Origin of the sequence: Oceanicaulis sp., assembly GCF_051859625.1 — a bacterium.
In the GTDB taxonomy this organism is placed as follows: domain Bacteria; phylum Pseudomonadota; class Alphaproteobacteria; order Caulobacterales; family Maricaulaceae; genus Oceanicaulis.
In genome coordinates this window covers 1,520,027-1,542,187 of record NZ_JBHYFH010000001.1, presented here as the reverse complement: position 1 = coordinate 1,542,187, position 22,161 = coordinate 1,520,027, and the positions used below count along the sequence as shown (strand labels likewise).

Here is a 22,161-nt window from a genome sequence, read left to right as displayed (position 1 = left end):
CAAAAGAAGGATCGACAATGACCCAAGACAAACCGGCGGCGCCCAAAGGCGCCGCCGCTCCGGTCGCTCTTGTCACCGCCGGCGCCTCGGGCGTCGGGCGCGCCATCGCCAAGGCCTATTATGATGCAGGCTGGGCTGTTCATGTGTGCGATGTGGATGAGCGGGCGCTGACGGACTTTCTGGAAGCCTATCCCGGCAGCGGCGCCCGGCGTGCGGATGTGTCAGACCCCGCAGCAGCCGAGTGCGTCGTCAAGGAAGTCCTGGCCTCCTATGGTCGTCTGGACGCTCTGGTGAACAATGCCGGGATCGCAGGTCCCACAGGCCCTGTCGAAGACCTTGATGCAGAAGGGTTTCGCCAGTGCCTGGACGTCAATCTCGTGGGCGCTTTCAACTTCATCAAACACGCCGCGCGGGCGATGAAGGAAGCGGGCTCCGGATCCATCATCAACATCGCCTCCAACGCCGCCCTGTTCGGCTTTCCCTTCCGCACGCCTTATGCGGCGTCCAAGTGGGCGCTGATCGGAATGACGAAAACCCTGGCCATGGAGTTGGGACCGTACGGCGTTCGCGTGAACGCCATCTGTCCCGGTTCCGTCGAGGGGCCGCGCATCGAAGGCGTCATCGTGCGTGAAGCGGCCAGCCGCGGGGTCAGCCCCGACGAGGTGCGACGCACCTATCAAAGCCAATCCTCGATGCAGACTTTCGTTCGCGCTGAAGACGTCGCCAATATGTGCACCTTTTTGAGCTCCAAAGGCGGCGAACGCATTTCCGGTCAATCCATCGCTGTTGATGGGCATACGGAATCCCTGTCCTTCCCGGTCAAATGAGGCGGCCATGAAAGCCATTTATTTCGAAGCGTTCGGCAAGCCTGAAGACACGCTGATTCTGGGCGACAAGCCTGTCGGCGAACCCGGCCCCGGCGAAGTGCGCGTCAAGATCGCCACCAGCGGCGTGAACCCGTCTGACGTCAAGAAACGCCTCGGTTCTTTCCCGAACCTGCTTGATGACGGCTATGTCATCCCGCACAGCGACGGCGCAGGCGTCATTGAAGCGGTCGGAGAGGGCGTCGACCCGTCACGCGTCGGCGAAAAGGTCTGGCTCTATCAAGCCCAGTACGGACGCCGGTTCGGCACCGCCGCGGAATACGTGGTGATCGAGGAAACGCGTGCGCCGGCTCTGCCGAACGGCGCCAGTTTCGAAGTCGGGGCCATTTACGGCATTCCGGTGATGACGGCCCATCGCTGCGTGTTCGCCGAGGGCGACCCCAGCGGCAAACTCATCCTTGTGACGGGCGGCGCTGGCCGGGTCGGCCATTACGCCATTCAATGGGCCAGCCGCGCAGGCGCGACCGTGATCGCCACCGCCAGCAACCCCGAAGACGAAAAAGCCTGCCGGGAAGCGGGCGCCGCCCATGTGGTCAATCACCGTCAGGATGGCTGGAGCGCTGAAGTGCTGAAAGCCACAGGCGGACGCAAGGTGGATCAGGTCGTCGAGGTCGAGTTCGGCGCCAATCTGGGCGAAGTGCTTGATTGCATCCGCATCGGCGGTGCGATCTGCACCTATTCCTCAGCCCAGGACATGAGCCCCACATTGCCGTTCTACCGCATGATGTTCATGGATCTGACCGTACGGATGATCATTGTTTACGCCATGCCGGAAGACGCCAAAGCTCAGGCCATTCAAGATATCGCCCGCGTGGAGTCCAGCGCCAAGGACGGGCTGATCCACAGGATCGCCGAAACCTTTCCGCTGGCTGAATGCGCCGCCGCTCATGCAGCGGTGGAGGCAGGCGACCGCCGCGGCGCGGTCATCGTCAACGTGCAAGAGGTATGATCGGTTGAAGGTTCGAAGTCTCATCACCGGGGCGGGTTGCGCCCTGCTGGCCCTGAGCGCCTGCACCACGCAGACGTCAGGGCCCCCGCGTGTAGAGACACAATCAGGCCCGCTGATCGGCCTGACCTTTAATCGTCACCCGAATGGCGGGGTGTTCAAGGGCGTGCCCTTCGCCGCCCCGCCTGTGGGCGCTCTGCGCTGGAAAGCGCCTCCCCCCGTCGAGGCGTGGAGCGTGGAGCGCCCGGCCCAATCCTTCGCCCCGGCCTGCATGCAGACCCGATCAAATGTTGATTGGTACGCCGATATCGCGGAAAGCTTCGGCCAGCCAAGAGATCGCGCCCCTGAACCGCTCAGCGTGAGCGAGGACTGCCTCTACCTCAATATCTGGACGCCGGATCTGCAACCGGGCACGAATGCGCCGGTCATGGTCTATATTCATGGCGGCAGTTATACGGGCGGCTGGTCCTACGAGCCCGATTATCACGGGAACGTCTTTGCGGACCATGACGTGGTTCTGGTCTCCATCGCCTACCGTCTTGGCGCCTTCGGTTATCTCGCTCCGGATACGCCCGACGGCACGGCGAACGCCGGATTGCTTGACCAGATCGCGGCGCTTGAATGGGTGCAGGCCAACATCAACGCATTTGGCGGCGACCCGGACCAGGTGACGATTTTCGGCGAAAGCGCCGGGGCGGCTGCGGTCGGCGCACTGATCGCGTCACCCGCCGAAGACGGCCTGTTTCATCGCGCCATCAGCCAGAGCGGCGGCTTTGAGTATGCCGCCGACCGTCCAGCCAGGACCGCCCACGCAGCTTTTGACCGTCTGGCGGAGGCGCTTGAGGGTGATCCGCTGGACGCTTCCGCTGAAGACGTGCTGCAAACCGCAGGCGAGGTTTTGCCTGACTATGATTTCGGCCCGGTCTATGGGCCCTCAGAGCTGCCTGTCTCTCCCGGAGACGCGCTCCGGCAAGGCGCGCTCAACGCGGTCCCCCTGATCATCGGGACGAACCGGGACGAATGGCGGATGTATGTGGACGCCGACCGGCTGGACGCGACGCTTGAAGGCTGGCGCGAACAGGTGGGCGACGCCGCCGTTCAGAGGCTAATCGCCGAAGAGGGCTCGCAATTGGGCGCTGTTGACCGGCTTGAGACGGCGCAATGGATGCGCTGCCCGGGTCAGGCGCTCGCGCGCGGGGTCTCGGCCCAGGGCGCGCAGGTCTATCTTTACCGGTTCGAGCGTGTGCGTGACGGAGCAGACGACGCTTTGCGCGCCTATCATGGCGCCGAACTGCCTTATGTTTTCAACACCCATGACGCCTGGATACCGACCAACACGACCGACCGTGCGCTTAGCGCATCGATGAATGAAAGCTGGGCGCGGTTCGCGCGCACTGGCGATCCGAACCCCGTTACAGAAACGACGACCTGGCCTGAATATTCAGCAACAGGCGCACTCCTGATCTGGGATGAAACAATAACCGAAGGTGCACCGCTGGACGGGGCTTTATGCCCGCGTCTCGGCTGGGAGGATGCACAATGACACAACGCGTACGCACGGACTGGATCGCTTTCAGCGTCAGCGCCGGAATTGTCGGACTGGTCTGTCTGGGCCTGATCCTTGATCCGGACGCCGGCGCTGTGTTGCTGCCGCAGATTTATGGCTTCGTCGCAGAAACGATCGGACCGCTCTATCTTATTCTGGGCATGATCCTGATCGCGTTTCTGGTCTGGCTGGCGCTGAGCCGGTTCGGCGCGGTGCGTCTGGGAGACCCCGACACGCCCGAGGAATTCAATACGCTGGGCTGGGCGTCCATGTTGTTTTGCGCCGGGATCGGCGCGGGACTGATGTATTGGGCCGGCATTGAATGGGCCTATTATTTCCAGACGCCGCCCTTCGGGCTGCCGCCCGGAACGCCTGAAGCGATTGAATGGGCGTCCGCCTATGGCCTGTTTCACTGGGGGCCGTCCGCCTGGGCGTTCTACTGCCTGCCGACCCTCGCCATCGGGTACGCCTATCATAATCGCGGCATTCCTCTGCTGAGGCTCAGTACGGGCTGCGCCGGGGTGCCCGGCTTCGGCGCGCACCAACCGATGGGCCGGATCGTGGACACCATTTTCATGGTCAGCCTGCTCGGCGGCGCCGGCACTTCGCTGGGGTTCTCAACCCCGATGATCGCCGCCCTCGCCGCCCGGATCATGGGCGTCGAAGCCAGCTTCGGGCTTGAAGTCGCAACCCTCGTGGTCACCATGGTGCTGTTCGCGCTCAGCGCCGCCGCAGGCCTGCGCAAGGGCATCCAACGTCTTAGCGATCTGAATGTCGGACTGATCTTCGCCTTTCTGGCGCTTGTCTTCATCGCCGGGCCGACCGGCCTGTTCATCGAGGCCGGCGTGACCGGCTACGGGCTGGTGGCCCAGAATTTCCTGCGTCTGAACAGCTGGGCCGAACCCTTTGGCGACACCGGTTTCGTGATCGACTGGACGATTTTCTACTGGGCCTGGTGGATCGCCTACGGGCCTGTGGTCGGCCTGTTCGTGGCGCGCATCTCACGCGGCCGGACCATCCGTCAGGTGATTTTCGGCATGATCGGCTATGGCAGTCTGGGCGCCGGACTGTTCTTCGTGATCCTTGGCAATTACGGGCTGAACCTGCAGCTGACCGGCGCGGTGGACGTGGTCGAGCGTCTGAACGCGGATGGCGGCGCCCAGGCGATCGTGGCGATCATGGACGCCTTGCCGCTGGACGTGTGGGCGATGGGATTGTTCGCCGTCGCCGCTGTGGTGTTTTCGGCCACCACCTATGACAGCGCCTCCTACATTCTCGCCTCGAGCGCGACCCGGTCGCTGTCGCCGGGCCAGGACCCCGCGCTCTGGCAACGCCTGTTCTGGGCCGCCATGCTGGGCGCCCTGCCGATCACGCTGTTGTTCGTCGGCGGCCTGCGCGTGGTGCAGACCGCCGCGCTGATCGCGTCCGCCCCGGTCGTCCTGATCGGTCTGGTGATGGCGCGATCGCTGATGGCCCAACTGATTGAAGACCAGCCTCCCCAGGGGAAGGACCGTTCTGGCGTTCCCCGCCCGCAACCACCGGAGTGATGTATTGACCGTTCAAGATCAAAAGCTGAACCGCAATGTGATCCTGACCTGCGCTGTGACAGGTTCAGGCGAGACGGCCGGCAAGACGCCGCATGTGCCCGTGACGCCCGAAGAGATCGCCAAGGCCTCCATCGAGGCCGCGAAGGCCGGCGCCGCCATCGCCCATATTCATGTGCGCGATCCGCAAACCGGTGCGCCCAGCCGTGATCCGGAACTGTTCAAGGAAGTCGTCGACCGCATCCGCGAACACGACACCGATGTCATCATCAACCTGACCACCGGCATGGGCGGGGATTTGTTCCTGGGGCCTGATGACGACCCCACGAATTTTGACCGCAAGGACACCGATTGCGTCGGTCAGGTCGAACGCATGGAGCATGTGGAGATGCTCCTGCCGGAGATCTGCTCGCTTGATTGCGGCTCGTTCAACTACAACGTCCCCAACTATGTCTACGTCTCCTCCATCGGCATGTTGCGCATCGGCGCGGAGCGGCTGCAGAAGATCGGCGTCAAACCCGAGCTCGAAGTGTTCGATCTGGGCCATATCTGGTTCGCCAAACAGCTGATGGCGGAAGGCCTGCTCGAGCAGCCGCCGCTGTTCCAGCTCTGCATGGGCGTGAAATGGGGCGCAGAAGGCCTCACCCGCAACATGCAAGCGATGGTCGACAATCTGCCGGAAGGCGCCAACTGGGCCGCCTTTGGTCTGGGCGCCAATGAGATGCCGATGGCGGCGCAGGCGGCCCTGATGGGCGGTCATGTGCGCGTGGGCCTCGAAGACAATCTCTATCTGGCCAAAGGCCAGCCCGCGACAAACGCGCAGCTGGTCGACCGCGCCAGCTCCATCGTGGAAATGATGGGCGCCAGCATCCAGACGCCTGAAGAGGCGCGCAAGACGCTTGGCCTGCGCAAGCTCGAAGAGATGAAAAAGCTGCGGGCGGCGGCATGATCGCCCCGTTCCGCGCCGTCGCGCACCCCTGGCTTTGCGATGTGATGGGGCATCTGACGACCCGCTATTACATGGCGATGTTTGATGACGCCTCCTATCACGCTCTGAACGCCGTGTTCGGCTGGTCTGGATCGGACGCCGAGGCGACCGGGACCGGGTTCGTCGATGTGCGTCATGAGCTCGATTATGAAGCCGAGGTGCGCGCCGGCGACCTGCTGGAGATCAACGCCCGTCTCGAACGGCTCGGCGGCAAATCCGTCACCCTGGTCTATGACATGATGATCATCGGCCGGGACCAGCGGGCCGCACGGATGACCGCCGTCTCGGTCTGTTTCGACACCCAGGCGCGTCAGGCCGTCTCCCTGCCAGCAGACTGGCGCGCAAGAGCGGAACGCCTTCTTCAGGCCAACGCGCAAGACTAAACGACGCGCGTCAGTCTCGGCCCGGCTTCAAGAAAGATTGACGCCGACCTGCGGTCTCAGGCACACGCGAAAGCGTATGGCGAAGGAGCCGGCCCATGACGGATCTACAACAGACCGGGGAGCGCAGCTTGCTGGGCGCTGTCGTTCAGCTCTGGGCGCTCCTGCTAGGGATCGCGCTGCTTCTGGCCGGCAACGGCTTGCAAGGCACGCTTCTGGGCGTGGTGGCCGAGGACTCCGGCTTTTCCGCCACCCTGACGGGCCTGGTGATGACCAGCTATTTCGCTGGGTTTTTCGCCGGCTCCGCCAGCGCCGAACGCCTGATCGCCAAGGTCGGTCATGTGCGCACCTTCGCCGCCCTGGCCTCGATCGGCTCTATCGCGATCCTGGTGCATGGGCTTCTGATTGATCCCATCGTCTGGTCCGGCATGCGCTTTCTGACCGGTTTCAGCTTTGCTGGCCTGTATGTGGTGGCCGAAAGCTGGCTGAACCGTGAAAGCTCCAACACCTATCGCGGGGCCTTGCTGGCGATCTACATGATCATCACCCATGGCAGTCTCGCCATCGGGCAGGGGCTGATGAACACCGCGCCCACAGCCAGCCTGACGCTCTACGTCCTCTCCTCCATCATCATTTCGGGCGCGCTGGTGCCCATATTGCTCAGCTCGGCCCCGCAGCCGCACTACATTCTGGAGGTGGAGCGCCTGACCCTGCGCAAGCTGTTCGCGATTTCTCCGCTCGGACTGACGGGCAGTTTTTGCGCCGGCGTCGCCAATGGCATCATTCTGGGCATGGGCGCGGTCTATGCGCGCCGTATCGGGCTGGAGATCAGCGGGGTGTCGTTGTTCATCGCCGCGACCCTGGTGGGCGGCGCCGCCCTGCAATGGCCCATCGGGCGGTTGTCTGACGCCATCGACCGCCGTGTGATCATCGGCGCTGTCGCTTCCGCAGCCGCCGTCGCCGCGGCGCTGCTGCCCATGGCGGCTGAGATGGGCCTGATCGCCCTGACCATAACCGGGTTCTTCGCCGGCGGACTGACCATGACGCTCTATCCGCTATCCATGGCGCACACCCATGACTGGCTTGAACCTGACCAGATGACGGCGGCGTCGAGCGCGTTGGTCATGGTTTACGGCGCAGGCGCGGTCATGGGGCCAATCGGCACAGGCGTTCTGATGGGGCTGATCGGCCCCAGCGGCTTCGCCTATTACCTGATCGGCTTGTGCCTGCTGCTCTCCGCCATCGCGGTCTACCGGATCACGCGCCGTGACGCCCCTGACGCCACCGAGGATTATCTGATGGCGCCGGCCGCCATGGTCGGCGGCGAGTACTGGGCGGAAACCGCCGTCGAGGAAGCCGCAGACGCCGAGAGCGATCCCGCCTGACGCGCAATACCCCAGGCGATGTGATCCGGTCGGCGCCGGACTGCGTAGACCGGGGCATGTTCAAACGCTTGATGGTCTGTCTCGCGGCGACTTGTGTCGCCTCTGCCTGCTCGCAGGAGCCCTCTGCCGCCTCCGGTCCATCGGACGCGGAAGGGGAGCCCAGAGGCGTCGGCGTGATCGCCGAAGAGGTGACCGTGGAGCGTGAAGCCGAGCGCATCGAGGTGCTGGGCACAGCCCGCGCCCGCGCGAACGCCACGATTTATCCTGAAACAGCCGGACAGGTGGAGGCGGTCGCTTTCTCCGCTGGCGAATGGGTGGAGGGGGGCGCGACTCTGGTGCGTCTGGAGGCAGACCAGGAACGCCTTGAAGTGCGCCTGTCCGAAGTCGCGGTCCGGGAAGCCGAGCAGCTTCTGGCCCGCTATCGGCGCATCGAAAACACCGGCGCAGTGTCAGACAGCCAGATCGACGAGGCGGAAACCGCGCTGGATGCGGCGCGCATCGAACTTGAACAGGCGCGCATCGCCCTGGCCCGCCGCACGGTCCGTGCGCCGTTTTCAGGATATCTGGGCCTGACTGATATTGACGCCGGCGCCCGCATCACGCCCAGCACCGCCATCACCGAGCTGGATGACCGGTCAGTCCTGTATGTGGATTTCGACCCATCCGAGCAGGTTTTCAGCCGTATCTCTGTCGGCGACCGCGTGCAGGCGACGCCCTTCGCCGGCCCCGAGCAAACCTATTCCGCCCGCATCATCAATGTGGACAGCCGGATCGACCCGACCTCGCGCACCTTCACCGTCCGCGCCGAAATCGACAACCAGGCCGACGCCTTGCGTCCGGGCATGAGCTTCCGGGTCGGCTTCGAGCTGCTCTCCAACGCTCGTCCGGTCGTGCCTGAAGCCGCGATCAGCTGGGGCAGCGACGGCGCTTATGTCTGGCTGGTCCGCGAGGGGCGCGCCGAGCGTGAAGCCGTCACGCTGGTCCAGCGCCGGCAGGGCCGTGTTCTGGTCAGCGGTGATCTTTCAGCCGGCGAGCTTGTGGTCGCCGAAGGGGTCCAGCGCATGCGCGAAGGCGCAGCTGTTGAACTTCTTGATATCCGCCGCCGTTCTGAAAGCGAGACACGCACATCCTCCGGCGCCGCTGCTGTGAGCGACAGCGGGCTGGCGCAATGAAAACACCCGGATCCGATCTTCCCGCCCTCGCCGTCAAGCGCCCCATTCTGGCGGTGGTGCTCAATCTGATGATCGTGATCGCCGGCCTCGCCGCTCTGCTGGGCGTCGAAGTGCGTGAATTGCCCGATGTGGACCGGCCCATCGTCACGATCACCGCCGCCTTTCCCGGCGCCGCGCCCGAAACAGTCGATGCGGAAGTCACCAGCGTTCTTGAAGGCGCCGCGGCGCGGGTGTCCGGCGTCCGTGAAATCCGCTCGTCCAGCGAGGAAAACTCCACGCGCATCCGTGTCGAGTTCAATGCGGGCGTGGATCTGGATTCCGCCGCGTCCGACATCCGCGAAGCGGTCAGCCAGGTCAGCCGCCGCCTGCCCGACCGGGTCGAGCAAGTCACGGTCGTCAAGGCCGACAATGACGCTGAATCCATTCTGAGCCTGGCCGTGCTGAGCGACGTATATGACCAGCAGGAACTGACGCGCCTGGTCGAAAATGACATTGTTCCTGAAATCACCGCCGTGAACGGCGTGGCCGCCATCAATCTGTTCGGCACGCGCGAGCGCCAGCTGCGCGTGGTGATCGATCCGATCCGCCTCAGCCGGTTCGGCCTGACGGTCGGCGATGTGGCGGACGCGCTGCGCCAGGCGCCGTTTGACGTGCCGGTGGGCAGTTTTCGCTCTGAAGACCAGCAATTGATCGTCCGCGCCGAAGCGACGGCCGCGACCCCGGAACGGGTCAAGGACGTGATCATTGAGGGTCAGACCCGCGTCGGCGATGTGGCGGAAGCCTTTTTCGCGCCTGCTGACGCCTCCAGCTTCACCCGCCTCAATGGCCGCAACATCATCGGCATGGGCGTGATCCGTCAGGCGCGGTCCAACACCATCAACATCTCGGACGCCGTTCAAGCGCGGGTCGAACAACTCAACGAGCGCTTTGACGACCTTGAGATCCAGGTCACCTCCGACGATGCGCAATTCATCCGCATTTCCGTGCAGGAAGTCATGCTGACCCTGGCGCTGACGGTTCTGATCGTGGTCAGCGTCATCTGGGTGTTCCTGGGCAAATTCCGGGCGACGCTGATCCCGTCCGCCGCCATTCCGGCCGCCCTGATCGGCGCCATCGCCGGGCTCTGGGTCTTCGGGTTCTCGATCAACCTTTTGACCCTGCTAGCGCTGGTCCTCGCCACCGGCCTGATCGTCGATGACGCCATCGTGGTTCTTGAGAACATCCACCGCCTTCAGTCCAAGGGTATGGGACGGCGCGCCGCGGCGGTGATCGGCACGCGCCAGGTCTATTTTCCCGTGGTGGCGACCACCGCGGTCCTGGTCGCGGTTTTCGTCCCGATTTCCTTCCTGCCCTCCACCGCCGGGCGCCTGTTCCGCGAATTCGGCTTTCTTCTGGCCCTGGCGGTCATCATCTCATCCTTCGTGGCGCTGACAGTCGTGCCTGCTTTTGCGGCGCGTCTGAACCTGACCGCCAATGATGACAAGCAAGGCCCGCTGCGCCGGATCGGCGGGTATCTGGATCGCACCTATGGCGTCGCGATCCGGGGCGCGCTGAACCATCCCTGGATCACCGTCGGGATTTGCGTCCTGGCGGGCGTCGGAGCCTGTTTCGCCGCCTTCGCGCTCGACCGCGAGCTGACCCCGGAGGAGGATCGCGGCGTCATCTATGTCTGGGCCGGCGGGCCGGACGGGGTGGGCCTTGATTATATGGATCGCCAGACCGACGCCATTGAAGCGGTGCTGCAGCCTTATGTGGACGATGGCACGATCCAGTCGCTGTTCACCGTGGTGGGCCGCTGGGATCCGAACCGGGTCTTCATCACGGCGCCCCTCGCCCCGTGGGAAGACCGTGACATCAGCCAGCAGGAGCTGGTTGAAGCCCTGCGCGGTCCCTTGTCTGAAATTCCCGGCGTGCGCGCCAGCCCGTTTGGACGCGGCAGTCTGAATGTGGGCGGCGGCCAGCGCAGCGGCATCGAAGTGGCGCTGACCGGCGGCGATTATCTGGAGATTTTCGAGGCGGCGCGGGCGCTGGCGGACGCGATCAACGCCCGGTCCGACATTCTGGAAAATCCCGACATCAGCTATGAGCCGACCCAGCCCCAGCTCTCCATCCAGATCGACCGCCGCCGGGCGGCGGATCTGGGCGTGCCTCTGAGCGAGCTGGCGGTGACCCTGCGCGCCATGGTGGACGGCGATAATCTCGTCGATCTGAACGTGGACGACCAGGCCATCCCGATCATCCTTGAAAGCGAAAGCGGCGCAGTGCGCGACCCTTCCGACCTGCGCAATCTCTATGTTCGGTCAAACACGGGCGACCTGATTCCGCTGTCCGCGCTGACCACCATCATCGAGGAAGGCGTGGCCGCCGAGCTGGATCGCACCGAACAACGCCGCGCCATCGAGCTGGAGGCTGACATTGTCGGCGGCGCGACCATCGCCGAAGCCGTGGATGAAATGCGGCGTCTGGGCGACGAGACCCTGCCCTCAGACATCGAAATGCTGTTTGCAGGCGAGGCGGAAACGCTGAACCAAGCCACCCGGGATCTGGCTTTAACCTACGGCTTTGCGCTGATCATCGTTTTCCTCGTGCTGGCGGCCCAGTTTGAAAGCCTGACAGGCCCGATCGTGATCCTGATCACGGTGCCGTTCGCCCTGGCCGCCGCAGTTTATGCGCTGTTCTTCACCGGTACGTCGCTGAATATCTTCTCCCAGATCGGGCTGGTCATGCTGATCGGACTGATGGCGAAAAACGGCATTCTGGTGGTGGAGTTCGCCGACCAGCTGCGCGCCGAAGGCAAATCGGTGCGCGCGGCGATCGAGGAAGCGGCGACCCTCCGCTTGCGCCCCATCGCCATGACGCTGATCTCGACCGTGCTCGGCGCCCTGCCCTTGATCCTCGCGACCGGAGCGGGCGCCGAAGCGCGCGCCTCCATCGGCTGGACAGTGTTCGGCGGGCTGGGATTGGCCGCCGCCTTCACCCTGTTTTTGACGCCGGTGGTGTATCTGGGGCTGGCGCGCTTCGGCACGCCGCGCATCGCCGCCGAGCAGCGTCTGGCCGAAGAACTCGACACGGCTGAAAAAGCCGGGATCGAGCCGGGGCCTGCGCAATGACCCTGATTCAGAAACTGTCCCCCGCCTTGCTGACGCTCCTGCTCGCAAGTTGCGCCGTCGGTCCGGACTATGTGGCCCCGCCCACCCCCGAACCGTCGCAATACAGCCGCACGCTTGAACGCGAGGCCGTCCGCCCGCTTGAAGACGCCTGGTGGACCGGCTTTTCAGAGCCGGAACTTAACGCGCTTGTCGAAACTGCCCTGACCCGCAATCTCGACATTCGCCAGAGCGCAGAACGCCTGGCCGCCGCCGAGGCGCTCGCCGGAGCGGCGCGATCAGATTTCTTCCCCACGCTGGATGCGGGCGCAGACGCCAGTGTGCGGACGTCCGGTCGGGATACAGCCTCCGCCGGCCTGAGTTTCAGCCAGATCGTGGATGTGAACGGGCAGTTGCGCCGCACCGTTGAACGCGCCCGCGCCAACGTGCTGGCCACGCAGTTCGAGCTTGCGGACATCCAGCGCCTGACCGCCGCCACAGCAGTGTCTCTCTATGTGGACGCCCGCCGCGCCCGGGCGCGATTGACGCTTCTGGACACCTCGCTCGAGCTTCAACAGCGCACGCTCAATATCGTCGAGCGTCGCGCCGAGGCGGGCCTGTCCGCCGATCTCGACGTGCGTCGGGCCACCGCCGACCTGGCGCGCACCCGCGCCCAGCGCGGCGCCTTGCAACTCCAGGAAGTCCGGGCGCGCAATGCGCTGGCGGTGCTGTTAGGGCAAGCCCCCGGCGGCGTGCTGGACGCACTGAGCGCACGCACCGACGCCCCCAGTGACGCGCTGGGCCTGTCCTATGACGCGATGATACCTGTCGGCGTTCCCGCCGATCTGCTCCGCCAGCGCCCTGACTTGCGCGCCGCCGAGGCGCGATTGATCGCGGCGACTGCAGATATCGGCGTGCAAGAGGCGGACCTCTATCCGGCCTTGCGTCTGCCCGGCGCCGTAACCGCAGACCTGTCAGACGGTCCGGGCGATGCGATCGCCGCCAGCCTGTCTGCGGTTCTGGACGTGCCGCTATTTGATTTTGGCCGCCGCCAGGCCGAGGTCGACGCGGCGCAAGCCCGCGCGGCGGAAGCGGCTTTGGCCTATCAGCAGGCCGTGTTGGGCGCTTTGGAAGAGGTCGAAACCGGTCTGGTCGCCATTGAGAGCGTCGAAGCGAGGCTCACCGATCTGGAGATCGCGGTGACCGAGAGCGAGCGCGCTTATGACCAGCTCAACGCGCTCTATCGTGAAGGTCTGGCGAGCTTCATCGACGTTCTGGACGCCCAGCGCACCCTGATCGGCAGCCGCGAGGCGCTGGTGGACAGCGAAGCGGATCTGGCGGACGCGATCATCGCCCTCAATCTCGCATTGGCCTCGCCTACGGCCTGACGTCGCGGCTCTTCATGGAAGACCTCAAATCGAGGGCGGAACCGGGGTGCACCGCAGTCCCGCCCTGATTGGATCTAACGGTCTTCGTAGGTGGCGATCTGACGGGCGGCGAAGTCGATCAGATCCCCCATGGCCACATGCATGTCCACAAGGTGCAGGCCCCAATCCTCCAGCACCTGACCATTAACCACCACATCGCCGACCAGCACGTCGGTGCGCGGATCCTGCGGGTCGGCGTTCACCGTCACAGAGAGGTATTGCGCGCCGCCTTGATCAAGGCATTGCGCGGTCAGGAAGCCCGGAAGCTTCATGAACCGCTCCTCGACCCTCGCAGTCGCCGCATCGCCTTGCTCGCCATAGGCGTCCGGCAGATTGCTCAGATACGCTTCAAGCGGAGCGGCCTCAGCCGAGCCCGGCGCCGCCGGATTGACGCAGGCCACCGCCATGCCGTCCGTCCCGCTGCGGCCAAACCGCGTGCTCGCAGGCGGCGGGACGTCATCGCGGAAGGATACGTAAGAGAGAATGCATCCGGCTTCGTCGCCAGAGGTGCAGACCGGCATGACGGAGAAATCCCCGCCTACGGCTTCGCCTTCTGGCACCAGCACATTATAGCCGATCAGATAGGCGCCGATGACCTGATCCACCGCTGGTCCCGTCTCGATTTCCTGCGCGATCAGGGTTTTGAGCATGCGCGCGCCCTGGCTGTGACCCACCAAGATGACGCCGCGCCCATCATTGTCATGCGCCATGTAATGCCGCCAGGCCTCGCGCACATCGCCATAGGCCAGCACGCCGGCGGCCATCGTGTCGCCCTCGCCGGCCATGGCGGCGCGCAAGGCGGGAATGGTCACCTGACGATACAGCGGCGCAAACGGTCGGCAGACTTCGCTGAAGCGGGCGAACTGGGCGGCGACGACCGCATGCTCTTCCGGGCCGGCCTCAAGATCGCTATTGGCGCCGGGATCGAGGGATACGGTCGGATAGACGTAAAAGCAGTCGACAGCCGGTGCGCTCGCAGCTTGGTGGGTCTCGATCGCCACGGATCCGTCCGTGGCGATGATTGCGGCGGTCAGATCAATGGCGCAGGAATCCTCCCGGCCTGGCCGGCACAGCCAGGTCGCGCCGTCATCATAATCAGGCGCGGCGGCGACGCCCTCTTGCGCCAAGGCGGGACCTGCAGCGCCCAGAACAGCGAACACAGCTGCGCTCGCCAGCGTTCTCATCACAGGTTGAAGCTTGGTTCTCATACGGGTCCTCCCCAGGACTTTTGTTATTTGAGTATGCATGAGTGTGGTTGATGGCATTGATAATGTCGACCATAAAGAGAGCCATATTGAGCCCTGCGCGCGATTGCGTCATAAGGCTCCCGAAAAAATAGAAAAACTGGTATGGCGAAACGGGGCTTGCCCTGACGCCCTTGAAAGGACCCGCCATGGCGCGCGAAGCCGTCATCGTCTCCACCGCCCGCACGCCCATCGGCAAAGCGCATCGCGGCGCCTTCAACGCTACCGCGCCTGACCGGCTCGCCGCCCACGTGATGAACGCAGCGGTGGACCGGGCCGGGATTGATCCTGACCGGATCGACGATGTGATCTTTGGCGTCGGCAACCAGTACGGACCGCAATTTTACAATCTGGCGCGCATGAGCGTCTTCACCGCCGGTTTGCCCAAAACCCTCCCCGCGACTTCAATCGACCGCAAATGCGCTTCAGGTCTGACCGCTATAGCCTTCGCGGCGCGCTCGATCCTGTCCGGAGACGCCGATATGATGCTCGCTGGCGGGGTTGAATCCGTCTCCTCGACCCGGTTGCCAGGCCTGCCGGACGCCAGCTGGCGCTCTGACAGCGTGCTCGAAGCGGCTCCCGACGCCTATATGGCCATGATCGAAACCGCCGAAATTGTCGCGCAGCGCTATGACGTCAGCCGTGAAGCGCAAGACCGCTACGCCGCCGAGAGCCAGCAACGCGCCGCGGCGGCCATCGAGGCGGGGCGTCTGGACGCGGAGATCGTGGCGCTGGAGACTGAAAAGATCGTGCGCGCCAAGGATGGCGGCGACGCCGGACGAGAAATCGTCCGATTGACCGCCGATGAAGGCGTACGCCCCGGCACGACCTATGAGGCGCTCTCGGCCCTGAAGCCGGTGTGGAGCGGCGGCGAGACCATTGCTGAGGGCGCATATGTCACAGCGGGCAACGCCAGCCAGCTCTCTGACGGCGCAGCGGCGCAAATCCTGATGGATCGCGCTACGGCCAAGGCCGAAGGCCGCGAGGTGCTGGGCGTGTTTCGCGGGTTTCAGGCCGCTGGCTGCGCGCCGGACGAAATGGGCATCGGGCCGGTCTTCGCCATTCCCAAGCTTCTGGACAGGGCGGGCCTGACAATCGGCGATATCGGGCTGTGGGAAATCAATGAAGCGTTCGCCAGTCAGATCGTTTATTGCCGTGACCGGCTGGGAATTGATCCCGAGACGCTTAATGTCAACGGAGGCGCAATCGCCGTCGGGCATCCGTTCGGCATGACCGGATCACGCCTGGTGGGCGCGGCCTTGCTGGAAGGACGTCGGCGCGGCGTGCGATATGTGGTCGTGTCCATGTGTGTGGCTGGCGGCATGGGAGCGGCCGGACTGTTTGAACTGGTCGACCAATAATAGCGGGAGGAGACCATAATGGATCTCGATTTTACCGAAAAAGACGAAGCCTTCCGCGAGGAAGTGCGCGCATTTCTCAAGGACAAGCTGCCTGCGCGGCTGTCTGACAAGGTGCGCCAGGGTCAGCACCTGACCAAGGCGGACATGGAGGAATGGCACGCCATCCTCAATGACCGCGGCTGGCTGGCCCCGCACTGGCCTGAAGACCGCGGCGGCACCAATTGGAGCGTGGTGCAAAGCTTCATCTTCGAGACCGAAACCGCGCTGGCGCATGCCCCGCGCATCGTGCCGTTCGGCGTCTCCATGCTCGGCCCGGTGTTGAACAAGTTCGGCACCGAAGAGCAGAAAAACCACTGGCTGCCCCGCATTCTGGACGGCACCGATTGGTGGTGTCAGGGCTATTCCGAGCCGGGCGCCGGCTCTGATCTCGCCTCCCTGAAGACCTCCGCCGTGCGTGAAGGCGATCATTATATCGTCAACGGGCAGAAGACCTGGACCACGCTGGCCCAATACGCGAACAAGATTTTCTGCCTGGTGCGCACTAGCAAGGAAGGCAAGAAGCAAGAGGGCATCTCCTTCCTGCTGATCGACATGGACACGCCAGGCCTGGAAGTGCGCCCGATCAAGCTTCTGGACGGCGACCACGAGGTCAACGAGGTCTGGTTCTCTGATGTGAAGGTCCCTGTCGAGAATCTCGTCGGCGAAGAGAACAAGGGCTGGACCTGCGCGAAATACCTTTTGAGCTATGAGCGCACCAATATCGCCGGGGTCGGCGCCTCCATGGCCGCGTTCGAGCGGCTGAAAGAGGTCGCGCGGACCACACGTCGCGGCGACGCCGCCTTGATCGAAGATCCGCTGTTCGCCGCCCGCATGGCCGAGATCGAGATTGATCTGGAAAACATGCGCACCACCAATCTGCGCGTGCTGGACAGCGTGGGTCGCGGCCAGACGCCGATGGCGGAATCCTCCATGCTGAAAATTCGCGGCACGGAGATCCGCCAGAAAATCACGGCCCTGATGCGTCGCGCCGCCGGGCGCTACGCCCAGCCCTTCCTGGAGGAAGCGCTGGAAGGCGGCTTCAATGGAGAGCCGGTGGGCCCGGACTGGGCGGCGCCGGTGGCCTCGCAATACTTCAACTATCGCAAACTTTCGATCTTCGGCGGCTCCAACGAGGTGCAGCGCGAGATCATCGGCAAATCGATGATGGGGCTCTAGGACATGGATTTTTCCTTGGGTGACGATCGCCGCATGATGGCGGATTCGCTGTCACGGTATTTCTCCGACACGCTGGACTGGGAGGCGCGTCAGGCGGCCGCTCACAGCGAAGACGGCTTCAGCCGCGACATGTGGTCAGGCCTGACCGAGCTCGGCGTGCTGGGCATGCTGTTCTCTGAAGAGGCGGGCGGTTATGGCGGCTCGGCGTTTGACGCCGGCGCCGTGTTTTCAGAAGTCGGCAAGGCGCTCGCCACCGGCCCCTTCCTGGCGACGCTGATGGCGGGCAAGGTGCTGGAAGCCGCGGGTGACGCGGACACTCTGGCGGATCTCATCGCCGGATCGCGCATCATCACCTTCGCCGACGAGCCTGCCATCAATGCTGACGGAAGCGTGGTCGCTCCGGTCCGTGCGACCCAGGACGGCGACACCTGGCGACTGAGCGGCGCGAAAGGCGTCGTTGACTATCTGGGCGCGGCGGATCTGATTGTCGTGACCGCTGAAACCGATGCAGGCCCCTCCACCTTCCTGATGGACTCCGATGCGGACGGCCTCAAGCGCCGGTCCTATCGGCTTGTGGACGGCGGCGCAGCCGGCGAGCTGACGCTCGAAAACACGCCTGCGCGCCTGATCGGCGAAGCGGGCGGCGCACAAGCGGTCATCGACGCAGCCCGCGCCATGGGCCTTGTGGCCACGGTCTGGGAAGCGGTGGCGATCATGGAGGTCCTGCGCGACGCCACGATCGACTATCTGGGCACCCGCAAGCAGTTCGGCGTGCCGATCGGCGCGTTCCAGGCGCTCAAGCACCGCATGACCACCGTCGCGCTGGAAATCGAACAGGCGCGTTCGTCCGCCATCAACGCGGCGGCGTACTTCGCCAAAGAGCCGGCGGTGCGCGACCGCTTCGGCTCCGCGGCGAAATACACCATCGGCAAGGTGGGCGCGCTCACCGCGGAAGAAGCGATCCAGATGCATGGCGGCATCGGCATGTCGTGGGAAATGCCGCTTTCGCATTTCGCCAAGCGTCTGATCATGCTCGACCATGTGCTCGGCGATGAGGACGCGCACATGGCACGCTATCTCAAGCTCGCCGCGTCCTGACGGCAGGACCGTCGGCGGCTCAGACGAGCACGCCGGCGGTCACCCCGCCGTCAATCACCATCATCTGCCCGGTCATCCAGGCCCCCGCCCGCCCGGCCAGATAGACCGCGGCGCCAGCGATATCGTCCGGCTCGCCAAGCCTCCGCAAGGGCGTCCGCTTTGACACAGCCGCTTCGGCTTTCGGATCTTCCCAGAGCGCACGGGCGAAATCGGTTTTCACCACCCCCGGAGCAATCGCGTTCACCCGGATATTCTGAGGTCCGGCCTCCAGTGCATAATTGCGCACCAGCTGAAAATCCGCCGCTTTGGAAATGTTGTAAGCGCCGATGGTTTCAGACCCGCGCAAACCGCCGATGGACGAGACGACGATGATCGACCCATCCTGTTTCGCGCGCATGTCGGGCAAGGCCAGCTGAATCAGCCAATGGTTCGAAATAACGTTGTTGTTCAGCACCTTGCGGAACTGCTCGTCACTGATCGTGTCCATGGAGCCGTAATGCGGATTGCTCGCGGCGTTGCACACCAGAATGTCCACCGGACCGAATGTGCTGCGGGTCTGCGCGAACAGGGCTTCAAGATCAGAATTTGACGAAATGCTCGCCGCCATCGCCATGGCGCGCTGCTCTCCATGGGTGTGGTTGATGGCGTCCGCCACCGCATCACAATCAGACTGGGTTCGGCTTGAAATGACCACGCGCGCGCCCTGCCGGGCCAGCTGCTCGGCTATGGCGCGGCCGATGCCGCGAGAGGATCCGGTGATGATCGCGGTCTTTCCGGTCAGATCAAAGAGGGACATGTCTGGATTTCCTGTTGCATCGAGTCAAAAAAAAGAGGCCGGGACTCGCCCGGCCTCAGGGGGAGATTTCCAAGACCCGCTAGAAACGCGCGGTCAGCCCCAGCCGGTAGACCCGCCCCAGCGGGTTGCCGATATAGGGATCATAGCTCAGCTCGAGCCGCGCGGCAGGCGGATCGGTGTCGAACATGTTCTCCACCCCGACCTGCAATTGCAGATCCGCCCCAAGCGCTGACAGATCCACCGAGCCCGTAAGATCGTGCTGGGTATAGGACTCCACCGTTCGCGCGAAATTGGTGTCTCCAAACTCCGGCGTTTGCGTACAGGCCGCGTTCGACGGGCAGCGGTTATCTTCCACGCCGTCGATATAGGTCACACTGTAGGTCGCATTATACCGACCCCGGCTGAGGCTGGCGAAACCGCTCGCCCGCCAGGGCGAGACCGTGCCTGGCGCGCGGTTGTAGTTTGCAAAGCCGGCCGCATCATACGCCCCGTCAAAGGTCAGGCCCTCATAGACGAACTCGCCAAACTCGTACTCGGCCGTATAGGTGGCGTTCAACCCGCCGGAAAAGGCGTACGGACCGATATCGCCGGTATAATTGAGCGAGAAATCGAACCCGTTCGTGGTCACGTCCGGACCGTTCACCACCTGCACGAGAATGCGCGAGATGTCGTTGGCGGTGGTGCTGGCGTCGCAAACCCCGCCAGCGAACACGACGAACTCGACGAACGGGCTGGCGCAATTGACCGCCTGAGTGCCGTCCGTCACCGGGCCGGGCGCGACCGCGCTGGCGATCGCCTGGACCGGCAGTTCCGTGAAGCGGCCTTCAAAGTCATAGTTCCAGTAATCGACGCTGGCGCTAAATCCGCCCGCCTGGAACAGCACGCCGAAATTATAGGTCAGCGCCGTTTCAGGCGAGAGGTTCTGATTGCCGGCGATCTGGTTGGCCTTGAAGGCGCCGCCCGCCGCATCAATGCCTTCCACAAGGGTCAGGCCGTCGCCTTCAAGATCGCTCGGCAACGGAGCGCGGAAGGTGTCGCCGACAGAGGCGCGGAGCGCCACGCGTTCGGTGACCTGCCAGCGCGCGGAGAGCTTGGGATTGAACGTGGAACCCACCGGATCGCCATAATCCTCGTACCGCACCGCGCCAGTCACCTCGAACCCGTCAAACGGTTCGATCAGGGCTTCGGCGAACAGGGCGTAGACGTCCTGCTCCACATTCACGGTGGAGTACTGCCCCAGGAAGATGAACGGACCGATCGGCAGGTCATTGTCATTGGGGTCATCCAGGCAGGTCCTCACGCCCTCGACGGCGCACGGATAGCCTTCCGGATCGCTAAAGACGTTTGCAGGCAGGGATTCATATTCGGTGCGGCGATACTGGGCCCCGAACGCGTAATCCACCTGCTGGCCGAACACCGTGTCATAGCCGCTGAAGATCAGATCAAGGATGAACTGATCCTCGGTCTGATCGGTGCCGCTGGGTTGATACATCCAGTTGATCAGATCGAGATCGTTCTCATTGCCCGGCACATAGGCGGGATTATCAAGGCCGAGCGCGGGATGACCCGGCGCGGAATTGATGAACGGGTTGAAGTACAGGCAGCCATTGGCCCCCGGCGTCGTCCCGGAGCACTCTGCTCCGCCCAGGCCATTGAGCGCGCGTTGCAGACGATCGCCCACAAAGTCGCGCACCGCATTCTTGCGATTGGAATGAATGACTGTGGCGTAGAGCTCCGCACTCAGGCTCTCGGAGAAATCATGCTCAAACCCGGCAGACAGACGCCAAGCCTCGTTCTCCGCTGACCCCAGGCCTGCGCCACGCTCATCCAGCGGATTGCCGCCCAGCGCGAAGGGACGGAAGAACAGGATGTTGGAGAGCGAGGACAGATAGGCGGGCGAGCCCGCCGGAAACGTCTGCGACAGGAAGGCGGCATAGCCTGGATTGCTAGCCGGCACGCTGAACGCGTTGGCGCTGCCCGGCCCCAGGGGCCCTTGCACCGGCGGATAGCTGGGCGAGCCGGCATAGTTGATCATCTCCATGCCGGCATAGATCGCCTCGGCATGGAAAGAGGTGGCGGGCCCCAGATCCATGTCGATCTGGCCATAGATCTGATAGCGGTCCTCTTCCTCCACCAGGTTGGTGAAGTCGACATAGGAATACCGGCACACCGGATAGGCGGTGGTCGGCGAGACCGGGAACACCCCGTCAAACCCGCCCAGCGCGTTGCAAGTATCCAGTTGCGCGCCGTCCACGCCCAGTCCGACCACGCCGAAGCCCGGGATGATCGGCAGATACGTTCCCGGATTGGACAGAAAGGAGTACCCCGTCGGGTTCACGGCGTAGTCGGCTTGTGTGAAATCACGCTCGGTGTTGGGCAATTCATTGCGGCGCTGCCAGCCTGCGCCCACCATCACGTCCACGGCGCCGAAGCGGTCACCGGCAAGCACGCTCGCCTGATAGTTTCCGTCTGATCCGTCGACGAAATTATAGCTGCCGGACACCTCGACGCCCTCAAACGCGTCATAGGTGACGAAGTTGGCCACGCCCGCGATGGCGTCAGAGCCATAGGTGGACGCCGCGCCGTCCTTGAGCACCTCGATCCGCTGGATCGCAAAGAACGGAATGAGATTGGTGTCGGTCGACCCTGTGCCGGGGCTTGAGATCGTACGGCGGCCATTGAACAGGACCAGCGTGCGCTCGCGTCCCAGGCTTCGAAGATTGATCGAGCCCACCCCCTGTTCCGTACCGGCGGCGTACTGGTTGGAATCGCCCATCACCGGCCCCACGGACGGCAATGTCTTCATGAATTCAAGCGGACTATCGATGCCGCGATTATCCAGTTCCTGAGCCCCGAACACATCCACCGGCAGCGCGCCGTCCTCGCCGCGGCCGCGGATATAACTCCCGGTCACCACAATACGGTCTGCATGGCGGGTTTCGGACTGTTCGCCCGCCGCTGCGTCTTGCGCAGTTGCAGCCGCCGTCAGCATCAACGGGACGCACACGGCGCTCAGCATGAGCTTCGCCTTGGTCTGCATATTGATCTCTCCTCCCGACCTACGTTGAGGTCTTGTTCGCCGCATCATT

General features: G+C 64.0%; 16 protein-coding genes. 13 read left to right on the top strand and 3 right to left on the bottom strand.

What is annotated here, in order from left to right:
- The first annotated feature begins 17 nt into the window (after positions 1–17).
- The 10 genes from ACTIGF_RS07460 (at position 18) to ACTIGF_RS07415 (ending at position 13,319) form a co-directional block, all read left to right on the top strand.
- Entirely contained in the window at positions 18–827 is an 810-nt protein-coding gene (locus ACTIGF_RS07460) for an SDR family oxidoreductase (protein ID WP_439636257.1), read from the top strand.
- A gap of 7 nt (positions 828–834) precedes the next feature.
- Positions 835–1,833, top strand: coding sequence for an NADPH:quinone reductase (locus ACTIGF_RS07455; protein ID WP_439636256.1), 999 nt, complete (start codon positions 835–837; stop codon positions 1,831–1,833).
- A 4-nt stretch (positions 1,834–1,837) separates the two neighbouring features.
- The gene (locus ACTIGF_RS07450; RefSeq protein ID WP_439636255.1) at positions 1,838–3,373 is read left to right on the top strand and encodes a carboxylesterase/lipase family protein; all 1,536 of its coding nucleotides are present in this window, start codon (positions 1,838–1,840) and stop codon (positions 3,371–3,373) included.
- Positions 3,370–4,923, top strand: coding sequence for a BCCT family transporter (locus ACTIGF_RS07445; RefSeq protein ID WP_439636254.1), 1,554 nt, complete (start codon positions 3,370–3,372; stop codon positions 4,921–4,923). The genes ACTIGF_RS07450 and ACTIGF_RS07445 overlap by 4 nt, the downstream gene beginning before the upstream one ends.
- Positions 4,924–4,948: 25 nt before the next feature.
- Positions 4,949–5,869 carry a 3-keto-5-aminohexanoate cleavage protein gene (locus ACTIGF_RS07440; protein WP_439636656.1) on the top strand — a complete coding sequence of 307 codons (921 nt, stop codon included), beginning with the start codon at positions 4,949–4,951 and terminating at the stop codon, positions 5,867–5,869.
- On the top strand, positions 5,866–6,291 hold the full coding sequence (locus ACTIGF_RS07435) for an acyl-CoA thioesterase (protein WP_439636253.1): 426 nt from the start codon (positions 5,866–5,868) through the stop codon (positions 6,289–6,291). The genes ACTIGF_RS07440 and ACTIGF_RS07435 overlap by 4 nt, the downstream gene beginning before the upstream one ends.
- A 95-nt stretch (positions 6,292–6,386) precedes the next feature.
- Positions 6,387–7,673, top strand: a complete 1,287-nt coding sequence (locus ACTIGF_RS07430) for an MFS transporter (protein ID WP_439636252.1) — start codon at positions 6,387–6,389, stop codon at positions 7,671–7,673.
- 173 nt (positions 7,674–7,846) lie between these two features.
- Entirely contained in the window at positions 7,847–8,845 is a 999-nt protein-coding gene (locus ACTIGF_RS07425; RefSeq protein ID WP_439636251.1) for an efflux RND transporter periplasmic adaptor subunit, read from the top strand.
- Positions 8,842–11,955: an efflux RND transporter permease subunit gene (locus tag ACTIGF_RS07420; RefSeq protein ID WP_439636250.1), complete on the top strand. Its 3,114-nt coding sequence runs from the start codon at positions 8,842–8,844 to the stop codon at positions 11,953–11,955. The genes ACTIGF_RS07425 and ACTIGF_RS07420 overlap by 4 nt, the downstream gene beginning before the upstream one ends.
- Positions 11,952–13,319, top strand: a complete 1,368-nt coding sequence (locus ACTIGF_RS07415; RefSeq protein WP_439636249.1) for an efflux transporter outer membrane subunit — start codon at positions 11,952–11,954, stop codon at positions 13,317–13,319. The genes ACTIGF_RS07420 and ACTIGF_RS07415 overlap by 4 nt, the downstream gene beginning before the upstream one ends.
- Positions 13,320–13,393: 74 nt before the next feature.
- Here the strand turns inward: ACTIGF_RS07415 and ACTIGF_RS07410 are convergent, their stop codons facing one another.
- Entirely contained in the window at positions 13,394–14,566 is a 1,173-nt protein-coding gene (locus tag ACTIGF_RS07410) for a DUF3089 domain-containing protein (protein ID WP_439636248.1), read from the bottom strand.
- 185 nt (positions 14,567–14,751) lie between these two features.
- Here ACTIGF_RS07410 and ACTIGF_RS07405 point away from each other — a divergent pair, with 185 nt between their 5' ends.
- Genes ACTIGF_RS07405 through ACTIGF_RS07395 form a run of 3 tightly spaced genes read left to right on the top strand, consistent with a single transcriptional unit; the run spans position 14,752 to position 18,276 of the window.
- Positions 14,752–15,963 (top strand): thiolase family protein, encoded by a 1,212-nt coding sequence (locus ACTIGF_RS07405; RefSeq protein WP_439636247.1) that lies wholly within the window; start codon positions 14,752–14,754, stop codon positions 15,961–15,963.
- 18 nt (positions 15,964–15,981) lie between these two features.
- Entirely contained in the window at positions 15,982–17,178 is a 1,197-nt protein-coding gene (locus ACTIGF_RS07400; protein WP_439636246.1) for an acyl-CoA dehydrogenase family protein, read from the top strand.
- Between the two features lie 3 nt (positions 17,179–17,181).
- Entirely contained in the window at positions 17,182–18,276 is a 1,095-nt protein-coding gene (locus tag ACTIGF_RS07395) for an acyl-CoA dehydrogenase family protein (RefSeq protein WP_439636245.1), read from the top strand.
- 19 nt (positions 18,277–18,295) lie between these two features.
- On the opposite strand, the gene ACTIGF_RS07390 is transcribed toward ACTIGF_RS07395, so the two are convergent.
- Positions 18,296–19,072 carry an SDR family NAD(P)-dependent oxidoreductase gene (locus ACTIGF_RS07390; RefSeq protein ID WP_439636244.1) on the bottom strand — a complete coding sequence of 259 codons (777 nt, stop codon included), beginning with the start codon at positions 19,070–19,072 and terminating at the stop codon, positions 18,296–18,298.
- A 79-nt stretch (positions 19,073–19,151) separates the two neighbouring features.
- The gene (locus tag ACTIGF_RS07385; RefSeq protein WP_439636243.1) at positions 19,152–22,112 is read right to left on the bottom strand and encodes a TonB-dependent receptor domain-containing protein; all 2,961 of its coding nucleotides are present in this window, start codon (positions 22,110–22,112) and stop codon (positions 19,152–19,154) included.
- Positions 22,113–22,161 lie beyond the last annotated feature (49 nt).